At 65.7% G+C, this 17,473-nt stretch carries 14 protein-coding genes; 4 read left to right on the top strand and 10 right to left on the bottom strand.

Annotation, left to right across the window (positions count from 1 at the left end; all coding sequences use genetic code 11):
* Nucleotides 1–151: 151 nt before the first annotated feature.
* Nucleotides 152–670, top strand: coding sequence for an Mpo1-like protein (locus QCE48_RS27010; RefSeq protein ID WP_309783579.1), 519 nt, complete (start codon nt 152–154; stop codon nt 668–670).
* Between the two features lie 13 nt (nt 671–683).
* Here the strand turns inward: QCE48_RS27010 and rarD are convergent, their stop codons facing one another.
* Nucleotides 684–1,655 carry an EamA family transporter RarD gene (gene rarD / locus QCE48_RS27015; RefSeq protein WP_309783581.1) on the bottom strand — a complete coding sequence of 324 codons (972 nt, stop codon included), beginning with the start codon at nt 1,653–1,655 and terminating at the stop codon, nt 684–686.
* 315 nt (nt 1,656–1,970) lie between these two features.
* Between rarD and egtD the strand changes: the two genes are divergently transcribed.
* On the top strand, nt 1,971–2,942 hold the full coding sequence (gene egtD / locus QCE48_RS27020; RefSeq protein ID WP_309783582.1) for an L-histidine N(alpha)-methyltransferase: 972 nt from the start codon (nt 1,971–1,973) through the stop codon (nt 2,940–2,942).
* A gap of 21 nt (nt 2,943–2,963) precedes the next feature.
* Here egtD and QCE48_RS27025 read toward each other — a convergent pair whose 3' ends face one another.
* From QCE48_RS27025 to QCE48_RS27045, 5 genes are all read right to left on the bottom strand, one after another.
* Nucleotides 2,964–3,260 carry an acylphosphatase gene (locus tag QCE48_RS27025; RefSeq protein WP_309783584.1) on the bottom strand — a complete coding sequence of 99 codons (297 nt, stop codon included), beginning with the start codon at nt 3,258–3,260 and terminating at the stop codon, nt 2,964–2,966.
* A gap of 104 nt (nt 3,261–3,364) precedes the next feature.
* Complete coding sequence (locus QCE48_RS27030) at nt 3,365–4,504, bottom strand: hybrid sensor histidine kinase/response regulator (protein WP_309783586.1); 1,140 nt, start codon at nt 4,502–4,504, stop codon at nt 3,365–3,367.
* Nucleotides 4,501–5,124 carry a chemotaxis protein CheB gene (locus QCE48_RS27035; protein ID WP_309783589.1) on the bottom strand — a complete coding sequence of 208 codons (624 nt, stop codon included), beginning with the start codon at nt 5,122–5,124 and terminating at the stop codon, nt 4,501–4,503. The genes QCE48_RS27030 and QCE48_RS27035 overlap by 4 nt, the downstream gene beginning before the upstream one ends.
* A 2-nt stretch (nt 5,125–5,126) precedes the next feature.
* A complete protein-coding gene (locus tag QCE48_RS27040) occupies nt 5,127–5,969 on the bottom strand; it encodes a CheR family methyltransferase (protein WP_309783592.1) in 843 nt (280 codons plus the stop codon).
* Between the two features lie 75 nt (nt 5,970–6,044).
* Entirely contained in the window at nt 6,045–9,224 is a 3,180-nt protein-coding gene (locus QCE48_RS27045; protein WP_309783593.1) for a response regulator, read from the bottom strand.
* A 173-nt stretch (nt 9,225–9,397) separates the two neighbouring features.
* Between QCE48_RS27045 and hpnA the strand changes: the two genes are divergently transcribed.
* Nucleotides 9,398–10,408, top strand: coding sequence for a hopanoid-associated sugar epimerase (gene hpnA, locus QCE48_RS27050; protein WP_309783595.1), 1,011 nt, complete (start codon nt 9,398–9,400; stop codon nt 10,406–10,408).
* 8 nt (nt 10,409–10,416) lie between these two features.
* On the opposite strand, the gene QCE48_RS27055 is transcribed toward hpnA, so the two are convergent.
* Both QCE48_RS27055 and QCE48_RS27060 read right to left on the bottom strand, forming a co-directional pair.
* On the bottom strand, nt 10,417–12,456 hold the full coding sequence (locus QCE48_RS27055) for a tetratricopeptide repeat-containing protein (protein WP_309783596.1): 2,040 nt from the start codon (nt 12,454–12,456) through the stop codon (nt 10,417–10,419).
* Nucleotides 12,457–12,663: 207 nt separating this feature from the next.
* Entirely contained in the window at nt 12,664–13,638 is a 975-nt protein-coding gene (locus QCE48_RS27060; protein WP_309783598.1) for a glycosyltransferase family 2 protein, read from the bottom strand.
* A 381-nt stretch (nt 13,639–14,019) separates the two neighbouring features.
* Here QCE48_RS27060 and QCE48_RS27065 point away from each other — a divergent pair, with 381 nt between their 5' ends.
* Nucleotides 14,020–14,490 carry a hypothetical protein gene (locus QCE48_RS27065; protein ID WP_309783599.1) on the top strand — a complete coding sequence of 157 codons (471 nt, stop codon included), beginning with the start codon at nt 14,020–14,022 and terminating at the stop codon, nt 14,488–14,490.
* Between the two features lie 48 nt (nt 14,491–14,538).
* Here QCE48_RS27065 and fdhA read toward each other — a convergent pair whose 3' ends face one another.
* Together fdhA and QCE48_RS27075 are read right to left on the bottom strand one after the other, a co-directional pair.
* Nucleotides 14,539–15,738 (bottom strand): formaldehyde dehydrogenase, glutathione-independent, encoded by a 1,200-nt coding sequence (gene fdhA / locus QCE48_RS27070; protein WP_309783600.1) that lies wholly within the window; start codon nt 15,736–15,738, stop codon nt 14,539–14,541.
* A 276-nt stretch (nt 15,739–16,014) separates the two neighbouring features.
* On the bottom strand, nt 16,015–17,433 hold the full coding sequence (locus tag QCE48_RS27075; RefSeq protein WP_309783602.1) for an MFS transporter: 1,419 nt from the start codon (nt 17,431–17,433) through the stop codon (nt 16,015–16,017).
* Nucleotides 17,434–17,473: the final 40 nt, after the last annotated feature.

Raw genomic sequence — 17,473 nt, forward strand, 5'->3', positions numbered from 1 at the left:
GCCGCGCGAACAATGGGCGCGCGGCCGTGCACGGAGCGGGCGGCAGGGAAACTCGGGAAAGACCATGTAAAAACGCGCCGGTGAAGCGGCATTGGCAGCGCGCACCTGCCTTATGATCTGAGCAAACAAACAAAATGAGGAGACAGACTTCATGCGAACGCTCGCCGACCAGCTTGCGCAATACGCCGCCTATCATCGCGACCGACGCAATGTCGCGACCCATTTCGTCGGCATTCCAATGATCGTGCTCGCGCTCGCCGCGCTGCTCTCGCGACCTTCGTGGCCGCTTGCCGGCACGTTCGCCCTCACGCCCGCGTGGCTTCTCTTTGCCACGGCCACGTTCTACTACCTCGCGCTCGACGTGCCGCTCGGCATCGGCATGGGCGTGTTTGCCGCGTGCTGCGCGGCGTTCGGACAATGGACGGCAGCGCAGCCGACGCCGCTCTGGCTCGCCATCGGCGTCGGGCTGTTCGTGGTGGGCTGGGCGTTCCAGTTCGTCGGACATGTCCGCTACGAGCATCGCAAGCCCGCTTTCGTCGACGATATCGTCGGCCTTCTGATCGGTCCGCTCTTCGTGCTGGCCGAAGCGCTGTTCGGCTTCGGCATGCGGCGCCCGCTGCACGATGCGATCGAGGCGCGGCTCGCACGCGGGACGCACGTCTCCGACTAGCCGCTTCGGCCTTTCATTCCACCGGTTCGAGCACGGCGCCGCTTTCGTGTTCCGCGCTCGAATGCTGTTCCGCGACAGGCAGTTCGCGCCGCCGCGCGCGTTCGCGTCGCACGAGACGCGCGCTGTGCACGGCGGTCAGCGCCACCGAGATCCAGATCGGTACATAGGTGCCGATCTGCTGCATCGAGAACGGTTCGCCAAGCAACAGCACCGCGACGCCCACCAGCAACACCGGCTCGACGTAGCCGAGCACGCCGAACAGCGCGATCGGCAGATAGCGGCTCGCGCGCAAATAGGACCCGAGCGCGATGGTACTCAGCACGCCGAGTCCCGGCAGAAGCAGCCACAGGACCGGCCGTGCCTCGACGACGGCCAGCGAATCGCGCACGACGAGCATCGCGAATGCGAACGGCGCGAGCAGCATCATTTCGATGGCGAACGACGCGAGCGGGTCCGCGTGGAGCTTGCGCCGCAGCATGAAATATGGCGGATAGCCGAGCGCGACGACGAGCGTCGGCCAGGAGAACGCGTGCGTCATCACGAGTTCATGCACGACGCCGACAGTAGCGAAAGCGACGCCAGCCCACTGGAAACCGTCGAGCGGCTCGCGATAGTGAAAGCGCCCGACCAGCACCATCACGAGCGGCAGCAGGAAGTAGCCGAGCGAGACTTCAAGCGCGCGTCCGTGAAGCGGCGCCCACAGGAAAATCCACAGTTGCACGCCGAGGAGCGCCGCCGCCGCGCCGAATCCGGCAAGCGAAAGCGGCGATCGGGCAAGCTTTGCGAGAAGCGCGCATAGTGTCGGCCAGCGCTTCGTCAACGCGACCAGGGCGAGCGCGCCGGGCAGCGTCCCCACGATGCGCCAGGCGAAGATGTCGAGGCCGTCGAGCGGCGCGAGCCACGTCGAATAGCCGGACATCAGCGCGAAAAGCGCGGACGCGGCCACCGACAACGCGATGCCGCGCCCGAGGACAGGTTGATTCATTGCGTGGCTTGCGGGAAGGAAGTGGAAGGGGCGAAGGTCCGCCATTTTAAACGCTCTCTCCACACGCCCGGCAGCCGTCGCCAGATCGTGCCCGCTTCTTGCTTCAACGGATGACTTTGGCCGTTCGCCGCGTCGGCATCGCGAGCGGAAATCTTCAGCTTTGCGCGGCAGCTTCACCGCTTCCGCATTCCGGGAGCCGGCGCCCACGGGCCACCGCTCACGTCTGAACACCCAAGCCGCGCCGCGTCGTGCGCCGGGCAAATCGTCACGGTTCGCCCCGCCGGCCGGAAAAAAACGCAGCATCACGGAGACGTCATGATCCAGCCCGCACGATCCCCGCAATTCCCCAACGCCTTTGCCGAAGCCGTCCACGACGGGCTCACGCACCATCCGCAGAAAGAACTGCCGTCGATGTATCTGTATGACGAAATCGGTTCCGGACTCTTCGAAGTCATCACGTCGCTGCCCGAATACGGCGTGACGCGCGCCGAGGAACGTGTGCTGAAAGACCACGCCGCCGATATCGTCGCAGCCTTGCCGCAGCATGTGAAGGTCGCGGAACTCGGCAGCGGCAGCGGGCGCAAGACGCGCCGCATTCTGGAGGCGCTTTGTAAGAAGCAGCCCACGCATTACTACCCGATTGAAATTTCGCGCACCGCGTTGCAGTTGTGCCATCGCGAACTCGGCGATATCGAACGCATTTCGATCGTCGGCTACGAACGCGATTATCTGGCCGGCCTCGCGGAAGTGAGCGCGAAGCGGCGCGATGGCGAAGCGCTGCTCGTGCTGTTTCTCGGCAGCACGATCGGCAATTTCTCGCGGCTCGCGGCGACGCGCTTCCTGTGCTCGATTCGCGGCATGCTCAAGCCCGGCGACGCGCTCTTGCTCGGCACCGACCTGATGAAGCCGCTGCCGACCTTGATCTCCGCCTACGACGATCCGGTCGGCGTGACCGCGGCGTTCAACCTGAACCTGCTCGCGCGAATCAACCGCGAACTCGACGGCGACTTCCCGCTCGATGCATTCGAGCACGTCGCGCGCTTCAATCCGGATGCGCGCAGCATCGAGATGCATTTGCGCGCGAAGCGCGCGCTCACGGCGCACGTGCGGGCGTCGGACTTGCGGGTGGAGTTCCGGGAAGGCGAGACGATCTGGACCGAGAGCAGCCACAAGTACGCGGCTGAAGAAGTCGCGCCGTTTGCCGCCGACGCGGGCTTCGATTGCGCGCATCAATGGCGCGACGACGCCTGGGGATTCGCGGAAAGCCTGCTGGTGGCGCAAGCCTGATCGTCGGCCCGTCGGCTGGCGTCAGTGCTGCTCGAAACGCTCGAAGCGCTTTTCGATGAAGCGCTCTTCGCTGACGAATTCGGTGACGCGGGCATGCGGCGGCCCGCGTCGCAACCATTCGAGCATCAGGTCGACCTGGTTGGCGGCGCCCTGCACCATCACTTCGACCGAGCCGTCATCGAGATTCGCGACCCAGCCGCGCACGCCGAGCGCGTGCGCGCGCCGCACCGTGTGGTGCCGGAAACCGACGCCCTGCACGACGCCTCGCACGTGTACGTAGTAGGTTTCGATTTTCGTGTCGAGATCGGGGCCGGGCATGGTGCATTCTCCAGAGTCGTTGCCGCGTAGTCGCATAGTCGCGTTTCAACGCGGCATTTTAGACAAGGCGCGCGATCCGCGTGCAACAGGCCCCGCCGCCGGCTTCAACTGAGCCTGAACGGCTGCGCCGGCTCCGTGCGTCCCACGCGCGGACGCGGCGCGCGCGGCAGCGTGACTTCGAAGGTCGTGCCCGAGTCGTTGGTCGAGCGCGCCTTCACGCTGCCGCCGTGCATCAGCGCGATCTCGTGCGTGATGTAGAGACCGAGCCCGAGCCCGCCCGATTCCTGCTGCGAACGTCCGGAGCGGAACGGCGCGAAGATCGTCGGCAGTACGTCGGCGGGGATTTCGCCCGCGTTCTGCACGCAAATCACAAGTTCGTCGGCCGCGCTGCCGTCGAGCCGCACCTGGATCGCCGAGCCGTCGCGGCCGTGCTGCAGCGCGTTGCCGATCAGGTTCGAGAACACTTGCGAGAGCAGATCGCCGTCGCCTTGCAGGAGCGTGTCGCCGTCGCGGAAGATGAAGATGCGCCCCTTGCCGACGCGCGCCTCGTATTCGTCGACGATATTGCGCGCGAGCGTCATCAGTTCCACCGGGCGCGGTTGCAGCGTCACGCGTCCGCCGCGCAGGCGCGCGAGGTTGAGCAGCTGGTCGACCATGCGCACCATGCGCATGCCGCTCGACTTGATGCGCGTGCCGATGTTCGCGACGTTCTCGTCCTGCACGAAGCGCGACAAATATTCCGCCGACGCGATCACCGCCGACAGCGGCGTGCGCAGATCGTGGCCGAGCACGGCCATCAGCATCTCGTTTGCATCGAGCAGTTGCTGCACGGTCGAGAGCTGGGCCGCGAGCTGCTGCTTCTGGCGCTCGATCTGGATGAACACGTCGACCTTCGAATTGAGGATGCGCGAATCGAAGGGCTTGTAGAGGAAGTCCACCGCGCCCGCTTCGTAGCCGCGAAACGTGCGGCCCGTGTCCTGCGCGGTCGCGGTCAGGAAGATGATCGGCACGCGCGCGGTGCGCGGGCTGCCGCGCATCAGTTCGGCCAGTTCGAAGCCGTCCATGCCGGGCATGTTCACATCGAGGATCGCGAGCGCGACTTCGTGCTTGAGCAGCAGTTCGAGCGCGGCCGGCCCGGATTCCGCCTTGAGCACCGAGACGTCCGGCCGCGCCAGCGACGCCTCCAGCGCGGTGATGTTGTTCCGGATGTCGTCGACGATCAGGACGTGGATGGGTTGCGTCATCGGTTGGCTCCAGGTCGCGCGCGCCCGACGCCGGCGGAGAGAAGCGCCGCCATGTCGTCGAGCGTCATTATTTGGTTGGCTGCGCCGTTGGCGATCGCAGCCTGGGGCATCGCGGACGCGCCCGCCGTCGCGGGGTCCTGCACCCAGCAGTGGCCGCCGGCTTCGCGGATGGCGAGCGCGCCGCGCGCGCCGTCGTCGTTCGCGCCGGACAGCACGATGCCGAGCAGCGCGCTCTTGTAGGCATACGCGGCCGATTCGAACAGCACGTCCACCGACGGCCGCGAAAAGCGCACGGGCGGGTCGATGGACAGCGCGATCGTCCGGTCGGGCTCGACCAGCATGTGATAGCCGGGCGGCGCCACGTAGACGGTGCCCGGTTCGATCGCGTCCTTGTCGTTCGGCTCGGCCACCGCGAGCCTGCAACGCGAGGCGAAGAGTTCCGGCAGGAGGCTCGGCACGTCGGCGCGCATGTGCACGACGACGAGCATCGCCGCGCCGAAATCGGCCGGCAGTTCGGGCAGCAGGCGGTTGAGCGCCTCGATACCGCCCGCCGACGCACCGATCACCACGGCCTCGACCGAGGCGGGATCGAAAGCGGACGCTTCGGATGTCGGGCTCATCGTTACACCTTCTGGTAGATGCGTTCGCGGGCGTTGAACTCGGCGAAGTTCGCGGCGTGCGTGGAAAAGCGCAGACTCTCCTTGCTGCCGAGGCCGAGAAAGCCGCGCCGCACGAGCGATTCGCTGAAGAGCCCGAGCGCGCGGTCTTGCAGCGCGCGGTCGAAATAGATCAGCACGTTGCGGCACGACACGAGATGCGCTTCGAGGAACACGCTGTCCGTGGCGAGGCTGTGGTCTGCGAACACGACGCGCGACTTGAGCGTCTGCGAGAACTTCGCCGCGCCGTATGCCGCGTGGTAGTAGTCCGACAGCGAGCGCTTGCCGCCCGCGGCCAGATAGTTCTGGCTGAAGCCCGCCAGCCGGTCGAGCGGATAGATCCCGCTTTCGGCCTGGCGCAGGGCGTCGGCGTTGATGTCGGTGGCGTAGAACACGGTGCGATCGGCGATCTTCTCTTCGGCGAAAAGCACGGCGAGCGACCACAGTTCCTCGCCGCTGCTGCACCCGGCGACCCAAACCTTGATCGACGGATAGGTCTGCAGAATCGGCACGACCTGTTCGCGGATCGCGCGGAAGTACTGCGGGTCGCGGAACATCTCGCTCACCTGCACCGTGAGGTACTGAAACAGGCGCGCGAAAAGCGCGGGGTCACGCAGGATGCGCTCCTGCAGTTGCGAGAGCGTGGGAATACCGAGGTCCGCGAGCGCCTGCGTGAGGCGCCGCCGCACCGAACTGACCGAATAGTGCCGGAAGTCGTGCTGATAGCGCAGGTAGATCGCCTCCAGCACGAGCTTCAGCTCGATGTCGAATGTGGACGAGGTCGTCGTTGCTTCGTGGTTTTCTGACACTTGATCGATCGTTGGCGCTCGTTGTTGGGTGGTCAGGTTGCTCAACGGTGTTGAACGGCAGACGAGCCCCAAACCTCACCGCAGCCAGACCCGACACAGCGAGACCAGCTTGTCGACATCGATCGGTTTGGAAATATAGTCATCGGCGCCGGCCCCCAGACACTTCTGCCGATCCGAAGGCATCGCCTTCGCAGTCAGCGCAATGATGGGCAAACGTGCATGCTCCGGCTGCTTGCGGATCTCGGTCATCGCAGTCAGCCCGTCCATCTCCGGCATCATGATATCCATCAGCACGAGGTCGATATCCGGATGCCGCGCGAGCGCTTCGAGCGCCTCGCGTCCGTTGCGCGCGATTTCCAGCTTCGCGCCGAGCGGTTCGATCACATGCGACAGCGCGAAAATATTGCGCACGTCGTCTTCGGCGAGAAGAATCGTGCGTCCCTCGAAGACGTCGTCGCGCTGGCGCGCCGCCCGCAGCATCCGCTGCTGCTCCGGCGGCAACGCGCTCTCGACGCTGTGCAGGAAGAGCGTCACCTCGTCGAGCAAGCGCTCCGGCGACTTCGCACCCTTGATGATGATCGATTTCGAATATCGCCGCAGACGCTGCTCCTCCTCCTGCGACAACATCCGCCCCGTATAGACGATCACCGGCGGCGACGCGTGCTCGCCGCTCGTCGAGACACGCTCCAGCAATTCGTATCCCGAGCCGTCCGGCAGCGCCAGGTCCATCACGACGCAATCGAACGTCGCGCGCGCCATCTCGTCGAGCGCGCCCGCCACCGTGCCCGCTTCGACGATCTCCACCGTCTCGCTCGCGAGCAGCGCATGGATGCTCTCGCGCAGCACCGGATCGTCCTCGACCACCAGCACGCGCCGCATGCCCTGCGCGGAACGCGCCTCGAGCTTGCGGATCGCGCCCGCGAGCGTCTCGCGCGCGCTCGGCTTGAGCGTATAGCCGATCGCCCCAAGATGCAGCGCGACGTCGGCGTGATCGGTCGCGGACACGATGTGGATCGGAATGTGGCGCGTGAGCGGATCGTGCTTCAGCCATTCGAGCACCGTCAGGCCCGACTGGTCCGGCAAGCCGACGTCGAGCAGGATGCCGCTCGGCTGCAGGTCGCGCGCGAGTTCCACGCCCTGCGTCGCCGTGGTCGCGTGCACGCAGTCGAAGTCGAGTTCGTGTGCGAGATCGTAGAGGATGTTCGCGAACGGCAGATCGTCCTCGATCACGAGAATCACGCGGTCCGGGCGCTGGAGATTCGCGCGGTCGTCGGCGATCGGGCTCGGCGCGGGCGTCGCGGGTGCGGGCGCGGGTGCCGGCGGCGCATCGCGAACCGGCGCGGCCTGCGCAGGCGCAGGCGCGAACGCCATCGCCGCGAGCGCGGAAACGGGCGCGGACTGCATGACGCCGGCCGCCGGCTGCATCGAATTGCCGCTCGTGTCGACCTTCGCGGTCACGGTGCCTGAGCGCGCCTCGATCGGCAGGGTCACGGAAAACACACTGCCCTTGCCGACTTCGCTGGATACCTTCACCGAACCGCCCAAAAGCCGCGAGAATTCGCGCGAGATCGAGAGGCCGAGGCCGCTGCCGCCGTATTTGCGACTCGTGGTGCCGTCGGCTTGCTGGAATGCCTGGAAGATCAGGTCCTGCTTTTCGGCCGCGATGCCGATGCCCGTATCGCGCACGTCAAAGCGCAGGGCGTCGTCGCCCGCCATTTCGACGGCCACGGTCACCTGGCCGCGCTCGGTGAACTTGAACGCATTCGACAGCAGATTGCGCAGCACTTGCAGGAGGCGCTGATTGTCGGTGACGAAGTATTGCGGCACGCCCGCGCCGTGCCCGGTCACGAACTCGACGCCCTTGTTCTGCGCGATCGGCGCGAACGACTGCCTGAGCGACTGCAGGATCGAATCGACGGCGACGGGCGCGAACTGCACGTCCATCTGCCCGGCTTCGACCTTCGAAAGATCGAGGATGTCGTTGATGAGCGCGAGCAGATCGCTGTTCGACGAATGGATCGTCGCGGCGTAGCGCACCTGCTCGTCGGTCAGGTTGCCGTGCTTGTTGTCCTGCAGGAGCTTCGCGAGAATCAGCGAACTATTGAGCGGCGTGCGCAGTTCGTGCGACATGTTCGCGAGGAACTCGGACTTGTACTGGCTCGCGCGTTCGAGCGTGAGCGCGTTCGCGGACAGTTCCTGCTGCGCCCGCAGCAGTTCCGCCTTCTGACGCTCCAGATGCTGCGCGTGCTCTTCAAGCTGCACATTGGTCTGTTCGAGCTCGGCGGCCTGCGTTTCGAGCCGCGCCTGCGAATCGAGCAGCGCGCGCCCGCGCTCTTCCAGTTCCTCGTTCGACACGCGCAGTTCTTCCTGCTGAACCTGCAACTCTTCGCTCTGACGCTGCGTTTCCTCGAGCAGCTCGACCAGCCGCGAGCGGTAACGCGCGGAGCGCAGCGCCATGCCCATGCTTTCGGAGGCCATCTCCAGCACTTCGCGCGTATCGTCGAAACGGTTGTCGTCGCCGAGGAAGCCCACTTCCATCACGCCCGCCAGTTCGCCATCCGCGAAGAGCGGCGCCATCACGATCTTCGACGCGCTCGCCGAGCCGAGCGCCGAGCCCGCCCTGAGATAATGGCCCGACGCGTCGCGCAACTCGAGCGCGCGCTTGTCGTCGATCATCTGGCCGGCGAGCCCGACGCCACGCTTGATCGTGCGCGGCGCGGCGTCTTCGCCCGGCAGCGCCCAGGACGCGATGCGCGTGAGTTCGTCGCCGTCGAGCGCGTAGATCACGCCGACTTTCGCATTGACGTATGGCACGAGGGAACGCAGGATGCTCGCGCCGATCGAAGCAGGCGACTGCTCGCCGCGCATCTGCAAGCCGATCTGCGCGACGCCTTGCTGCAGCCACGCGATGCGTTGTACGCTCAGCCGCGATTTGATATAGAGGTAGGCCACCGCGCCCAGCACGATCAGCACGAAGATGCCCATCGCGCGGTTGATCGACAGCACGTCGGTGTTGGCGGCCTCACTGCTGTTCGTGAGCACATAGCCCGCGACGACCAGCACGGAAGCGGCGCTCGCGGTCGCGACCGGCACGATCGGGCGATCGGTCCACATGCACATCACGACCGGCAGGACGTAGAACACCCAGATCGCAACGCGCATCGGCGTGAGCCAGTCGATCAGGAAGACCGTGACGAGCAGGATCGAAATGGCGAAGTAGAGCCAGACGGAGAGGTTTCGACTGTCTTTGGACATAGGCTGTTGGCTTTTTGTTTGGGACCGCGCGCATGGCCCGGAAGCGGCAGGCACGGACCATAGCACGTCCCGCAAGTCCTTGTCACACCTAGGTCCGCGGGCGTTTCAACGGGCGCCGGAGGTCCGCAGAAGTTACCCGCAGACCATTAGCGGAAGGCACAGAAGAGGAAAGAATGACCGATTTTTCAAGGGGCCGCGTGCTCGTCACCGGCGCGTCCGGGTTCGTCGGATCGGCGGTCGCGCGGATCGCCGTCGAACGCGGTTTCGACGTGCGCGTGCTGATGCGCACGACCAGTTCGCGGCAGAACATCGAAGCGCTCGACGCCGAAGTCGTGCTCGGCGACATGCGCGACGAAGCGTCGATGCGCGCCGCGTTGAAGGGCGTGCGCTTCCTGTTTCACGTCGCCGCCGACTACCGCATCTGGGCGCCGGACCCGAGCGAGATCGAGCGCGCGAACCTCACCGGCACCGAAGCCACGATGCGCGCGGCGCTGGCCGAGGGCGTCGAGCGCATCGTGTACACGAGCAGCGTCGCGACGCTGAAGGTGACGAGCGCGGGCGTGATCGTCGACGAGACGAAGCCCGCCGATCCGGGCCAGACCATCGGCGCGTACAAGCGCAGCAAGGTGCTGGCCGAGCGCGCGGTGGAGCGGATGGTCGCGAACGACCGGCTGCCGGCCGTGATCGTGAATCCGTCGACGCCGATCGGCCCGCGCGACGTCAAGCCGACGCCGACCGGGCGCATCATCGTCGAGGCCGCGACCGGCAAGATTCCCGCGTTCGTCGACACGGGCCTGAATCTCGTGCACGTCGACGACGTCGCGGCGGGCCATTTCCTCGCGCTCGAACGCGGCGTGATCGGCGAGCGCTACATCCTCGGCGGCGAGAATCTGCCGCTGCAGCAGATGCTCGCCGACATCGCCGTGCTCGCGGGCCGCAAGCCGCCCACCATCAAGTTGCCGCGCGGCCCGCTCTATCCGCTCGCCATCGGCGCGGAGATGGTCGCGAAGTTCACCGGACGCGAGCCGCTCGTGACCATCGACGCGTTGCGCATGTCGAAGAACAAGATGTACTTCACGTCCGCGAAAGCCGAACGCGATCTGGGTTATCGCGCGCGGCCGTACCGCGAAGGCCTGCGCGACGCGCTCGACTGGTTCCGAAGCAACGGCTATCTCGCTCGCTGACGCAGGCCTCAGGCGAGTCCGAACACGGTCTTACTGTCGATGACGTCGACTTCGACGCCGATCTCCTCCGCAAGATCGACGAGCCGCCCGGTGACGCCGGAGTCGTTGCCGGCGGGGTCCTTGTCCCAGAGCAGGATCATCGTCACGCGGTCCGGGCCAAAGGCGAGCGCATTGAACAGCATCCAGGCGCTGTTGCGGTGCCAGACGTCGTAGGGCGGCTGTTGTGCGAACCACTTGGGCACGCCCGCTTGCGGATCGGCGTCCGGGTCGAGATCCTGCAACACGCGACACGCCTCGCCGCGCTCGTCGAGCAGCGTGTAGAAGCGGCCGGCCCAGTCGTCGTCGGCGGGATTCACCGCCAGATTCGTGAAGTACGCCGACGGCCGCGCGAGATATAGCCATGTCGGGATACCGCTTGCCTTGCAGGCTTCGTGAAAGAGGATGTCGCCACCGCTGCGCCCGCTTGCCATCCCGAGTGCCACGCCGGCCGGGCGCGCGCGCACGCGCTGCAATCTCGCATCGATGGCCTGCGCCGCCGCCTGCCTCGCCTCCGGCGTGCGCGGAAAGCGCGCATTCTGCCGCCCGGATGGGTCGACGCAATGGCCCGCGAAGAGCACGATCCGGCCGCGCGCGCTGGCCGGCGCCCCGGCGGCAGCTTTCACGACGGGCGGAAAAGCCGCGAGCCCCGCGGCGACGTTGTCCTTCAGCACGCCGACCGTTTGCAACAAGTTGAGCTGTGCCCGCGCGGAGTCGATCGCGAACGGAAAAGCGTCCCTGTACTTCTCGATGACCTGCCGATAGCCCAGCCCAACCTTTCGCGGATCGCTGCTGACGAGGCAGCGCAGGTCGGCGGCGGTGAAGGCGCGCCAGACGGCGTTCTGCTCTGATTCGAACTCGTCCGCGCTTTCGAGCGCGAGCGCGACGCCGGCTTTCAGGCACTCGATCCGCTCCTTCACCCGATTGAATTCCCGGGACGCCATCTCGCCCGGTTCGAGGGTGTCGTCGTCGGGTTGACCCAGTTCCCACTGCTGCGGATAAAGCTCTGCGAGTTCGCGCCGGATCACCGTGAGCGCAAGCGCGTTGATCGCCGAGTAGTAGTGGTTGCGGTCCGCCCTGAAGCCTTCCTCGTAGGCCTTGAGCGAATCGGCGAAGAGCGCCGACTCCAGCGTGCTCTCCGGCGGCGAAGCCTTGAGCGATTCCAGCCATTGCACCTTCAGATTGCTGCCGAGCAGCGCCTGCTTTTCGGCGCGCAGGTTAGGCGCCAGATCGGTGCGCGCCCGAATGCGTTCGACCGCATCGTTCGACGCGTTGTAGTTGCCGAGCTTCTGATAGATCGTGCTCAACTTCAGGTTCGCTTCGAGGTCGGACTCGTCGTTGCGAAGGATCGCCTCCCAGGTCGCCCGCGCACCCACGTGCCGCTGATGATCGAACTGCTTGCGGCCGATCAGGCGCAAACCCGCCCTCGCCCACGGAAACGAGCGCGCTTCGCGGGCCAGCAGCGCGAGGTCGCCCCAGTAGAGATCGCGCGTATCGGTTCCAGCATACTTGCTCGCCCGCTCGATGGCGCGATCGGCGCATTCCTTGAAGCCGACCGGCACCGCGAGGAAGTCGTCCGGCGAGGGCGCGCGAAGTTTCGGCAGGAGCTTGAAGACGGGGCTGTCCGACGCGAACGAGGCCGAGCCCTGACTGATCGCCGCGACGAGTTTGCCGAGCGCTTCGGCCGGATTGCCGATCGGGTACGCCACGTAGCGGTCGGTCAGCAGGTCGAAGGGCACGGCGTCGGGCGCCAGTTCGGCAAGCTCGCCGCCGACGCCGCGCAAGAGCACCGTGATCCGGTCGCGCAACGCGTGGCGGATGCCGAGTTCGTAGTAGACGTTCGCGTTGTGCAGCGTCATGTCCGCGATGACGATGTCGGCGGTCAGGAGCAGTTCGAACATCGACTCGCGGATGTTGCCGGGACTCATGATCTCCGAGGTCGTCCGGCCTTCTATGCCGCATTGCGTCAGCGCGGCCCCGATGAGCGACTCGCCGACAAGGTCGAAGTCCATTCCCCGCTTCGTGCCGAAGGGGCGAACGATGAATGCGCGCATAGCGTGTACTCCTTTGCCCCGCCGACGCCCGGTGTCGGGATCGGCCGGTTCGATCGTTGCGGCGGGCGAGCGACTCGCCTCGGCAGTAATCTAGTCAAGGAATACCCGTTGCCTCAGACAATCGTTATGCGCGATGCGCCTTCGTATCGCGTCCTCACGCCGCCTTCACGCCGCCCGCAGCACGAACCGCTTCACGATCTGCTTCGCCTGAAAGACGCGCCGGTCCAGAAACAGCTTGCGGCGATACTTGACGACCGGCGGCAACGTCCGCCCCGCCGCATGCTCGCGATATTTGTCCGCGACGCTGCGCACGCGCGCTTCCGCCTCCCGCTGATCCTTGCCAGGCGTCTTCGACGCCTCCAGACACATGTAACGAAACGCCTTGTCGAAGATCGTCATCCAGTAGGCTTCGTTCGGCTTGTCTTCGTCGCTGCGTTCGAGGGCTTCTTCCGCGCAAAGGCCGAGGCAATGCACGGTGAAACTGCTCGCCCGATAAGTAATGCTGTCGCGCCGGCGCCGGTAGATATAAAGCTCCTCCGGCACGCGATACAGGCTGCGCGCCTTCGTATAGATGCCGGGAATGACCGCGAAATCCTCGTACACGCGGCCGGGCGGAAAAGGCACGCCGTTCCACAGTTCGCGGCGATACACGCGCGCAAACGCGAAGTTCTGGCAGACGTTGGCAAACTCCATCAGCGCGGGCGTGCCGCCCGGCATGAACCCCGAAGCGCCCGGCGGCAGCAGCTTGAGGTGATCGACGAGTTCGCCTTCGAGATTCATCACGCGAACATCGAATTCGATGATGTCGGCCGCCTGCTGCTCGACCAGCGGCAGGACGATCTCGCAGAAATCGGGGTGCAGCAGGTCGTCGGCATCGAGATAGCCGATGTACGGCGTCGTCACCGCCGCGATGCCGACGTTGCGCGCGACGCTCAGCCCGCCGTTCTTCTGCCGGATCACCTTGATGTCCTTGTCGGCATGGCGGTGGCGGACTTCCTCGATGCGCTCGAAGGTCGAATCGGTGGCGCCGTCGTCGACGATGATGAGTTCGACCTCCGCCGCCCTCGGTTGCGAAAGAAGCGAATCGAGCGCGGCGGTAATGAATCCCTCGACGTTGTAGGCCGGCACGATAACTGACATGAGCTTGGGCAATCTCGGTCTCCGGTCGCCGCAGCTTCCCGTCCGGCGTGCCCCTTTTTCGTGCCAGTTGTTTCGTGCAGGGCTGCAACAGGAAAGCGTGCGGCTTGGGTTGATGACCAGAAAAGGCTAACGGATCAGAATGGCACCCATTGTGCGACTACGCACAGACAGTCCGACTTGCCGCGAGGTGAATCCGGGGCCCGACCGATCGTCCTGAGGCTATCGCGCACGCGTCGGTAGTTCTGCCCTGACGGCGCGTAAGGACTGCCTCGGATCAAGGCGCTACGCGCATTTTGTTACAACGTGTAGGGACGACGCGGGGATGCAGCGGGTAAAATCGCGGCCTTGGATAGCAAGGCACACGAGACGCAAGGCAATCGCATGAAACTAGAAGACCAGCTCGGCGCACTGGAATTGAGCCTCGATGAACTCATCCAGGCCGCCACCACGCCTGTCGATACCGAATCCGCCGGTCCGGCCGCACAAACCGAAGCCGACGTCACACGCGCTGAAAGCGCTGTCGACGAAAAACCGATGCTGAACGTGTCGCGCCCGGACCGCGACGTAATCGAAATGTCGATCGGCGGACAGTCGGTGCTGCTCAATCCCGAGGGCGTGTCGCGCCTGATCGAGGAACTCGCGAACGCGCGCGCTTCGATGACGGTGGAACAGCCCGGCGGCCTGGCGCCGGGCTGGCGTTTCGCCGCCACGCGCAATCCGGCCATGGCGACGCAGAAGCAGTCGAACGGCGACCGTCTGCTCGTGCTGCGTCACACCGGCCACGGCTGGGTGCCGTTCACGTTCTCGCCCGATACGGTCATCGAAATGTATGCGATGCTGACCAAGCGCTAAGACGCGCGTTCAAGCGGGCCGCCGCGAACGCGGCCGCCCGCGCGCCGCTCAGGCGGCTTTCAGCAGCCCGTGCGGATCGATGACGAACTTGCGCGGCGCGCCGCCATCGAACTTCCGGTAGCCTTCCGGCGCTTCATCGAGCGACACCACCGACACATTCACGATATCCGCGATCGGCAGCCGGTCCCACAGGATCGCCTGCATCAGGTTGCGGTTGTACTTCATCACGGGCGTCTGTCCCGTATGGAACGAATGCGACTTGGCCCAGCCGAGTCCGAAGCGAATGCTCAGGCTTCCCCTGCGCGCGGCGGCGTCGGCGGCGCCCGGATCGTCGGTGACGTAAAGGCCCGGAATGCCGATCGCGCCCGCTGCGCGCGTGATTTCCATCAGCGAATTGAGCACGGTCGCGGGCGCTTCCTCGTTGTGTCCGCTGCTGCCGTGGCCGTGCGCCTCGAAGCCGACGCAATCCACCGCGCAGTCCACTTCCGGCTTGCCGAGAATCTGCTCGATCTGCTCGCCGAGCGTCGCGTCCTTCGAAAGGTCGATGGTCTCGAAGCCCATCTTGCGCGCGTGCGCGAGACGCTCCTCGTTCATGTCGCCGATGATCGTGCACGCCGCGCCGAGCAGACGCGCCGAAGCCGCCGCCGCCATCCCGACCGGCCCCGCGCCCGCAATATAGACGGTCGCGCCCGGCTTCGCGCCCGCCATTACCGCGCCGTGATAGCCCGTCGGCAGGATGTCGGAGAGGCACGTCAGGTCGCGGATCTTCGACATCGCCTGCGCGCGGTCGGGGAACTTCAGGAGATTGAAGTCGGCATACGGGACCATCACGTATTCGGCCTGTCCGCCGATCCACCCGCCCATGTCGACATAGCCATACGCACCGCCCGCCCGCGACGGATTCACGTTCAGGCACACGCCGGTGTGCTGCGCTTTGCACGTCGGGCAACGTCCGCAGGCGACGTTGAACGGCACCGAGACCAGATCGCCGATGGCGAGCGTTTCCACATCGCGGCCGATTTCGATCACTTCGCCGGTGATTTCGTGCCCGAGCACGAGGCCGACTTCGGCCGTGGTCCGGCCGCGCACCATGTGCTGGTCGGAGCCGCAGATATTGGTGCTGACGACTTTCAAAATGACGCCGTGGCCGATGTCGCGGCCACGCGGATCGACCATCTTCGGATAGTCGATCGACTGCACTTCCACCTTGCCCTGCCCTAAATACACGACGCCGCGATTGCTGCTCATTGTTCGTCTCCATGTCTCGTGGACGGCCGACGCGACTTCACGTCACGCCCCGTTCAACGAGCGTAGCGCCGCACGCACCATAAGAGTTACGCGCAACGCGACACGGGTTTGAACGATTGCGACACGCGCGATCCTCTGCGTTTTTATTGATTGGACGTTCAATATGAAATTCTTATTCAGACGCCCTACTTCGTCGCGAACGGGGCGAAGGCGACGAAGTAGGAGTTCGCTGTGCTTTGAATGTCGAAAGAGCCGCTGGCGGAGCGGCTCCTTGTCTTATTCGCGCGCGGGTCTCAGCACGCCGCTCGCATCGGACTCGACCGCTTCCGATACGAGCGTCTCCAGCGCGAGTCCGCGTGTCTCGATGCCGAGCACCCACACCGCCGCCGCCGCGATCACGAAGCAGAGCGCGCCGAGCGAGAACACGCCGCCCTGCCCGAACGCGGGCAACACGACGCCCACCACATACGGTCCGATCAGCGAACCCACGCGGCCGATCGCCGACGCGAAACCGGACCCCGTCGCGCGTGCACCAGTGCCGTAGAGCTCCGGCGTGTAGGTGTAAAGCACCGCCCACATCGCAAAGAGGAAGAACTGCATCGCGAGGCCCGCGCAGATGAGAAGCGTCCGCGTTTCCGCGTGCAAGGCGGTCTGTCCGTACACGTAGGCCATCACGCCGCTGCCGACGAGGGATGCGATACAGGTCGGCTTGCGTCCCCAGCGTTCGACGAGCCACGCCGCGCAGAGAAAACCGGGCACGCCGCCGAGCGAGATCAGGACCGTGTAGAGGACCGACTTCGTCACGGCGAAGCCTGCCTGCTGCATCAGCGCGCCGAGCCAGGACGTGAGGCCGTAGAAGCCGAGCAGCGCGAAGAACCACAGCATCCACACCATGACGGTACGCCGCCGATACGCCGCGCTCCAGATCTCGCGGAACGCGCCGGTGCCTTTCGGCGCCGGCGGTTCGTTCAGCATCGCGGGTGCGGGCAGCGCGCGCAGGCCGCGCGCTTTCATCACCTTCGCTTCGACTTCAGCGAGCACCTTGTCCGCTTCGGCGAGACGTCCGCAATGTTCGAGCCAGCGCGGCGACTCCGGCACGACGCGCCGCACGATCAGCACGAACACGGCCGGGATCGCGAGCAGCGCGAACTCGGTGCGCCAGCCGAACTGCGGCAGCACGAAGTACGAGACCACGCCCGACGCGATGAAGCCGAGCGGCCAGAAGCCGTCCATCAACGCGATGAGCCGTCCGCGCGAGGCGGCGGGCACGAACTCGGAGAGCAGCGTTTGCGCGATCGGAAACTCCATGCCCATTCCAACGCCGAGCAGCACGCGATAGAAGATCAGGGCCTCGACGCTATGCGCGGTCGAACAGAGATACGACGCGAGGCCCCACAGGACCATGCTCCACTGGAACACGGGGCGGCGTCCGAAGCGATCCGCGAGCAGGCCGGCCACAGCCGCGCCGATCACCATCCCGAAGAAGCTGGCGCTCGCGACAAGGCCGGCGGTCGCGGTGGACAAGCCGAACTCCGTCTTGATCGAACCGAGGACGAACGTCATCGTGCCGAGGTCGACGGAGTCGAAGAAGAACGCGATGGCGATGATGATGAAGATGGTGCGGTGGTAGCCTGAAAGCGGCAGACGTTCGAGTCGGGCAGCGGCGCTTGCGCGCGGCGGGACGGCAGTTGACATGGCTTTTCCTTTTGCGGACGCGCGCCGCGGACAAGTTGGG

The sequence above is a fragment of the Caballeronia sp. LZ024 genome (genome assembly GCF_031451455.1).
Classification (GTDB): domain Bacteria; phylum Pseudomonadota; class Gammaproteobacteria; order Burkholderiales; family Burkholderiaceae; genus Caballeronia; species Caballeronia telluris.